This is a genomic window from Kineococcus arenarius subsp. arenarius (genome assembly GCF_050871845.1).
Taxonomy (GTDB): domain Bacteria; phylum Actinomycetota; class Actinomycetes; order Actinomycetales; family Kineococcaceae; genus Kineococcus.
Genome location: NZ_JBJLSE010000145.1, coordinates 1 through 6,139 on the forward strand (window position 1 = coordinate 1; position 6,139 = coordinate 6,139).

At 68.9% G+C, this 6,139-nt stretch carries 6 protein-coding genes and 1 pseudogene; 1 reads left to right on the forward strand and 6 read right to left on the reverse strand.

Annotated features, from left to right (window positions below; all coding sequences use genetic code 11):
- Positions 1–132: 132 nt before the first annotated feature.
- From ACRYM0_RS19945 to ACRYM0_RS19960, 4 genes are all read right to left on the reverse strand, one after another.
- Positions 133–1,119: a phosphotransferase gene (locus tag ACRYM0_RS19945; RefSeq protein ID WP_432507593.1), complete on the reverse strand. Its 987-nt coding sequence runs from the start codon at positions 1,117–1,119 to the stop codon at positions 133–135.
- A gap of 166 nt (positions 1,120–1,285) precedes the next feature.
- Positions 1,286–1,849: a hypothetical protein gene (locus ACRYM0_RS19950; RefSeq protein ID WP_432507594.1), complete on the reverse strand. Its 564-nt coding sequence runs from the start codon at positions 1,847–1,849 to the stop codon at positions 1,286–1,288.
- 87 nt (positions 1,850–1,936) lie between these two features.
- Positions 1,937–3,172 (reverse strand): hypothetical protein, encoded by a 1,236-nt coding sequence (locus ACRYM0_RS19955; protein ID WP_432507595.1) that lies wholly within the window; start codon positions 3,170–3,172, stop codon positions 1,937–1,939.
- Complete coding sequence (locus tag ACRYM0_RS19960; protein WP_432507596.1) at positions 3,169–3,957, reverse strand: ABC transporter ATP-binding protein; 789 nt, start codon at positions 3,955–3,957, stop codon at positions 3,169–3,171. Before ACRYM0_RS19960 ends, ACRYM0_RS19955 begins: the two co-directional genes overlap by 4 nt.
- A gap of 405 nt (positions 3,958–4,362) precedes the next feature.
- Between ACRYM0_RS19960 and ACRYM0_RS19965 the strand changes: the two genes are divergently transcribed.
- A complete protein-coding gene (locus tag ACRYM0_RS19965; protein WP_432507598.1) occupies positions 4,363–4,917 on the forward strand; it encodes a recombinase family protein in 555 nt (184 codons plus the stop codon).
- On the opposite strand, the gene ACRYM0_RS19970 is transcribed toward ACRYM0_RS19965, so the two are convergent.
- On the reverse strand, positions 4,894–5,244 hold the full coding sequence (locus ACRYM0_RS19970) for a hypothetical protein (RefSeq protein WP_432507597.1): 351 nt from the start codon (positions 5,242–5,244) through the stop codon (positions 4,894–4,896). The genes ACRYM0_RS19965 and ACRYM0_RS19970 overlap by 24 nt on opposite strands.
- Positions 5,241–6,139: pseudogene (locus ACRYM0_RS19975) on the reverse strand (hypothetical protein); the annotation flags it as partial. The pseudogene ACRYM0_RS19975 and the gene ACRYM0_RS19970, both read right to left, overlap by 4 nt.

Here is a 6,139-nt window from a genome sequence, read left to right on the forward strand (position 1 = left end):
CCACGCCGCCGAGCATGATCAACCAGCTCGGCAGCAGCTCTTCGCGGGCCTCCTCGGCGACCTCGACCAGTCCGCGTCCTGAGCCCCTTGACACCGATCACCCACATAAGCGGGATGACCGTGAAGTCGCCGTTAGACCCAGCGGGTGCGCAGCCACCGCACGCTCGCCTCGCCGGAGGCGTGGCGGCGTGCCTGCGCCTGCGCGCTCTGCAGCGGCACCGGGCGCGCCGCAGCGTGGCGCCAGTAGCTGGCGAGGGCGACGAGGAAGGAGTCCACCGCCCAGGGATCGGCGCCAGCGCCGCGGGAGCTGGCAACGAAGGCGTCCTCAGGCTGGACCGAGCCGGTGTCGGAGAGAAGTAGCAGGCAGGCGGTGTCGATCCACGCCTGCCCGGTGCAGGCCCGTCCCCAGTCCAGCAACGTCACCGCCGGGTTGCCCGCGGCGTTGGCGGCGCAGTCGATGTCGTCGGCGCCGTCCGCCCGCTGGCTGAGCATGACGTTGTCATGGCGCAGGTCGAAGTGCAGCAGCACGTCCCCGGCGGCCGCCTGTTTCCAGCTCTCCTCCAGCGTCACCAGACGCTCCAGGTGCCGGCGTTCGAAGTCGCTGAGGTGCTCCAGGTGCAGCTCATCGCGGTGGCCGGTGCGGGCCAGGTCTCCGTAGGTGCTGCAGCGGCCGGCCATGCGCTCGGCCACGGTGGGCAGAGTGGACAGCGGCGCAGGGGTCAGCAGAGGTGCCGCGGCGTCGAGTGCGGCCAGGACCGCTCGTAGTTGCTGCGGAAGCCACGGTTCGGTGGGCTGGTATCCGGTGGCGACGTCGAAGCCGAGCACGATCCAACCCTCGTCTTCAACTGCCAGGCGCAGCCGCGGGGTGGGGACACCGGCGGGCAGGACCGCCGCCAGCTGTGCTTCGGCGCGGTAGTCCAGGCCGAAGGGGTCGGTGGTGCGGGCGGCCTTGAGGAAGAGCGCATCACCGGTTGCGGTGCGGGCGATGCCAGCGGGGCGATCGGCGGGGCGCTGGACTGCGGTGACGGCGTCGCTCCAGCTGGTGATGGGGGCGCCGAGTTCGGCGTGAGCGCAGTGGTGCACGGCCTTGGGCAGGGAGGTCCATGCCGTGTCGGTCATGGGGGCAGGCTCCCGTGCAGCAGGTGGTGGTGTCAGGTGGATTCATCGCGGCGCTCGATCTTCGGCAATATTCGGGTGATCCTCGTGCTCAGCTTGCACCCGGACATCGACATGTCGGGACGTAGCCGACGCACCGGTCGCCACGTCTACCTGATCAACTCCGGTTTCATCTGCGGCGGCCTCGCCCGGTGGCGATGAAGGCCACCGCGGACGCCACGGCCACCGTCGCGGCCGCGGCGACGGGGATGGCGTCCAGGACACCGCCGATGGGGCCGCCGAGGGGGGTGATGTAGGCCAAGCCCACGGTGAGCAGCCCCACCCCGAGCGTCCACACCCAGCAGTCGGATCGCCCGAGAGCTGCGACGGTGAACCCGAGCGCGGTCAGCAGCAGGCAGAAGACGAGCAGGGCGTGTTCACCGCGCGCGGCGAGGTAGGTGCCGATACCGGCGCCGATCAACAGCAGCGCCACCGCGGCGCGCAGTGCCCGCGAGGTCGCGCCGCGGGCGCTGACGCGCTCCATCGGGCCGAACACGTCGCGCAGCGGGAGCTGGGCGAGGGTGACGTGCACGACGGTCAGCGGCCACACCAGCGGCAACGGCTGGCGGGTGACCCCCAGCACCTGCTGCTGCGAGACCAGACCCACCGCGACGATCACCGCCGAGCCGATGAGCGCGTACAGCCCGCCGTAGGCGCCCACCAGTCGCCACAGCCGTCCGGTGTGAGCGTTCACCGCCACCTGCCACTCCCGCTGGTCGTGGTGGTCATGCATCCACCGAGGTCACTTCGAGCAGGTCACCGTCTCGTTCGCGGTTCTCGCTCACAGGTTTCCGGTCACGACGTCGCAGTCGGCGATCACGTCGAACGCCGACTGCACTGCGGTGGGCACCGGTCGCGCCGGGGTCTGACCGGCCAGCACGGCGTCCAGCCACGGCCGGACCCGGTCCTGGGCATCGAGGATCAGCGGTGCCCGCTGGGCGGTGAACACCTCCCGGCACTGGTGCGGGCGCAGCAGCGCGGCGAGCACCCCGGATCGGGCGTAGCTGGCCGTGCCGCCCTCGGTGTGGTGGATGAGGGTGGGATCGAAGTCCAGCGGGGCTGCGCCGTCCAGGTCGGCGTAGTGGTCCAGGCGGGTGACCGTGTACTTGGCGGGTCGGGTGAAGTCGGTGCCTGCCAGCGTGCGGTAGGCCTTCGCCAGGGAGGTCTGTACCGGCACCAGCAGCCGCGTCCTCGAGGCAGGTCCGCACACTGCCGGGGCGCTGCCCACGCACCGGACGGGTTCGTTGCTGACGACGTAGACGCCCTCCCGCCAGGGCCACACCGCCGGCGCGAGCGCGGCGGTGAGCACCAGCGCCGTGCACGCGGCGAGCACGCCTCGCCGAGCCGGGGCGGGGCGGTGGGCCTCGCGGGCGGCGACGGCTGCGAGCAGGGCGAGGACGAGCGCGGCGGCGATGGTCGCCACCGCCTGCACCGCGGGGCGCTGCAGCCCGGTCAGGGTGCCGAACGTCGTCACCGCCTCGAACGGGCCGCGCCCCCAGGGTGAGGCGGCCACGGTGCCGGCCAGCACGGTCACGGCGGCCACCGGTGCGGCCACGAACCCGGTGATCGAGGAGGGCAGGAGCATCGCGACTGCGGTGCCCAGCAGTCCGGCGGCGAGCAGGGGGGCGGCGATCTCGGCGAAGACCCACCAGTCGGTGACCCCGACGCCGTCGTGGGCGGTGACGATGAGCGCGGCCACCACCCAGACGACGACGTAGGCCAGTACCGCCCACACCGTGATCGCAAGCCCCGGGGTGAGGACCTGCAGCCGGTGCCGGGCGGCGCCGAGCGTCAGGTGGGCCAGGGTGGGGCGGAAACGCCGGCCGGTGTCGAAGGCTGCCGCGGCGGCTACGAACGGGGTGGTGACCAGCACTGAGGCGGCGCTCAGGCGCGTTGCCCAGTCCAGCTCCAGGCGCCACTGCTGCTGGGTCAGCAAGGAGATCAGCACGAAGGCGGCGATGAGCACCGCCAGCGGGGTGCCGAGCCCGCGGCGCAGCCACAACCGCAGCCCGGTCACCGAGCCCCTCGCTCTCGTGCGCCCGGTGTGCCCGGTGCACCGTCGGGGTGGGTGCTCTCCGCGGCGATGGCGCGCAGGAATCCGGCTTCGACCGCGCTGCGGCGGCCGGTGACCTCGATGCTTTCGGTCAAGGCGGCGGTGGTGCCGTCGAAGACGACGCGCCCGCCGGCGAGGACGATGACGTGGGCGGCGAGGTCTTCGACGTCTTCGACGACGTGGCTGCTCAGCAGCACGGTGGCAGGCAGGGCGCGGATCAGCTCGACCATGCCGCGTCGCTGCTGAGGGTCCAGCCCGGTGCTGGGCTCATCGAGCAGGATCACTTCCGGCTGTGAGACGAGGGCTTGGGCCAGGGCCAGGCGGCGGGTCATGCCGCCGGAGAAGGTGCCGCACTTGCGGTCGGCGACCTCGTGCAGGCCGACCGCGACCAGGCACTCCTCAGCGCGGGCTGAGGCCGCTGAGCGCGGCAGGCCCCGCAGCCAGCCGAGGTAGGTGACGACGTCGCGGGCGGTGAGGTTGGCGGGAAAGGACGTCGCCTGCGGCATCAGCGACACCGCGGCCAAGGCGGCGCGGCGGTGCGTGCGGGAGTACAGGGCGTGTGAGGCGATGTGCACTGCGCCGGTCTTGGGGGTGAGCAGGCCCGCGCAGATCGACATCAGCGTGGACTTGCCGGCGCCGTTGACGCCCAGCAGTGCGGTCACGCCTGGCCCGACGGTGAAGGTGACCTCGGATAGCGCGTTCGCACCGGTGTACCTGAAGGAGATGCCCTCCACCTGTAGTGCGGCCATGCCAGCAGTCTGCCCGCCGGGATCCATCTTCGGTGGACGCGGCCGTCGGGGAAGTACCGCTCTGGACTGCTCGGCATGCTCGGGTGCAGGCCCGTGACTCTGCTCTGGGACTGCACGCTCATCAGCGGTAGGCGGGTGATCGTCGTGCTCAGCTTGTGCCCGGACATCGACATGACCGTGTGGTCAGGACCTGACCAGGCCATCTCAGAAGCGACCGTTTTCGAGACACCGCGGGGGAGGGGCCGCCGGGCCGCGACACGCCGTCTCACAACCCGTGCCCGAAACATCCGTCTCACCAGCGGCCGGTCGGTGCTTTCTGAGACGGTCCCGGCTGTGCCCGCCCATACGCCCGCCACCTCACCCGCGCGCTCGACCAGCTCGCAAACCCGACAACGACCCGGTCACCTGCTCGGCTACGCCCGCGTCTCCACCACCGCCCAAGACCCTGCCCTGCAGCACGACGCCCTGGCCGCGGCCGGCTGCTACCGGGTCTGGACCGACACCGCCTCCGGCGCCCTGGCCGCCCGCCCCGCCCTGGACGACGTCCTCGCCCGCCTGGGGCCCGGCGACGTCCTCATCGTCTGGCGCCTGGATCGCCTGGCCCGCTCCCTGCGCCACCTGCTGCAGCTGATCGACGACCTCGACGGCAGGGGAGTGGGCTTCCGCTCCCTGACGGAGTCCATCGACACCACCACCGCCACCGGGCGCCTGGTGCTGCACCTCTTCGGGGCGCTGGGGGAGTTCGAGCGCGACCTGCTCAAGGAGCGCACCACCGCCGGCCTAGAAGCAGCCGCCGCCCGCGGCCGGCGCGGAGGACGGCCAGCGGTGATGACCCCGGCGAAGCTGGCGGCCGCGCGCGGCCTGCTGGCCGCCGGGAGCACCACCGGTGAGGCCGCCGCGGCCGTGGGCGTCTCGCGCGCCACGCTGTACCGCTCCCTAAGAATCGAAGGCAAAGCTTGAACGCCAAATCTCTTTTATGCAACGGCGAGCTAGTTGCCTGACGGTTTGCCAATCATCGGCCGACCCCAAGGCTTCGTAACTCCAATTGCTAGAAACTCCACTCATTCTCGTCAAGTAATCATCAAGCTCCTTCAATACGGCTTTCACCTCTGCCGGAATCTCGCCTTCCGCTAAATGCCGCCAAGGAGCAAAGTAGTCATCGAACATGAGGGCCAACTCATCGACGGGGAAGTTTCTCTTTTCCAAGAAAGAAATCTGCTGAGATGCAGCAGAACTCAGAAGATTCAAAACATCAACAAATTTTTGCACGTATGCGACATCTTTCATCGAATCTCCCCCCCTAGGTCGCCATTCGGCCCCACCACTCGCCAGTAAGGCTCAGAACCGTGGTGTCCTCCACCAGGGTGCCACCGAATCTGCTCGCCCGAGGGGTTTCCTCGATCGTTGTACCGGCGCAAAACCCAGCCCTGACCCTTATGCTTACCCTTGCCCAAAGTTTCAACACGCCAGCCAGGCGTATTGCCAATCATTACCTCTACCTGCGCTGGCGTTTTTCCACTCAGAAGATGAGGATTGACAAGGACATCATCAATCGACTCAAGGGCGTCACCAACCGGGCGAAGCGCCTTCATGCCATCCGATGCATCCTCAACCCCTTCTGAAGCTTCAGCAACTTTCCGAAGCTTTAGAAGCTTGCCAAAAGGTCCCGCCACTGATCCGAAGGTTTCGCCGCACGCCCATGAAACACTTGGGTCAGAAGCGCACTCAACTCCCTCAAAAATGCCACTTTGCTCAAAAGCCCAAAAGAACCCCCTATCAAACCATCCTGGCGGAGTGCCCTGGAAAGGCTCCGCCTCGGCAAAGGCCTTTATGCATTCATCTTGGCGTCCCGGAATATCCTTCTGAGGGCGACTTGCGCAATAATCAAGAGGCACTAATTCGCCCGCGTGGTCTTGAGGCCAGGGAGCAACTTCGCAGAATTGCGGCCATGTGCCGCAAAACTTCTTGTCCGACGGCATTCCCCAGTTGTCTAGCGTGGGATAAGAAGTTGCGGGGCCGCTGACCTGTGCGGACGCTACCGACTCAGCTCCGGCCGCCTCGGGCTTGGCCTCGGGCTTGGCCTCGGGCTTGGCCTCGGGCTTGGCCTCGCGCATCGGCAGACCACGGTCACCGGCGACCAGGTCGGCGGAGATGAAGCCGCCGTCGGCCAGCTGCACCCACA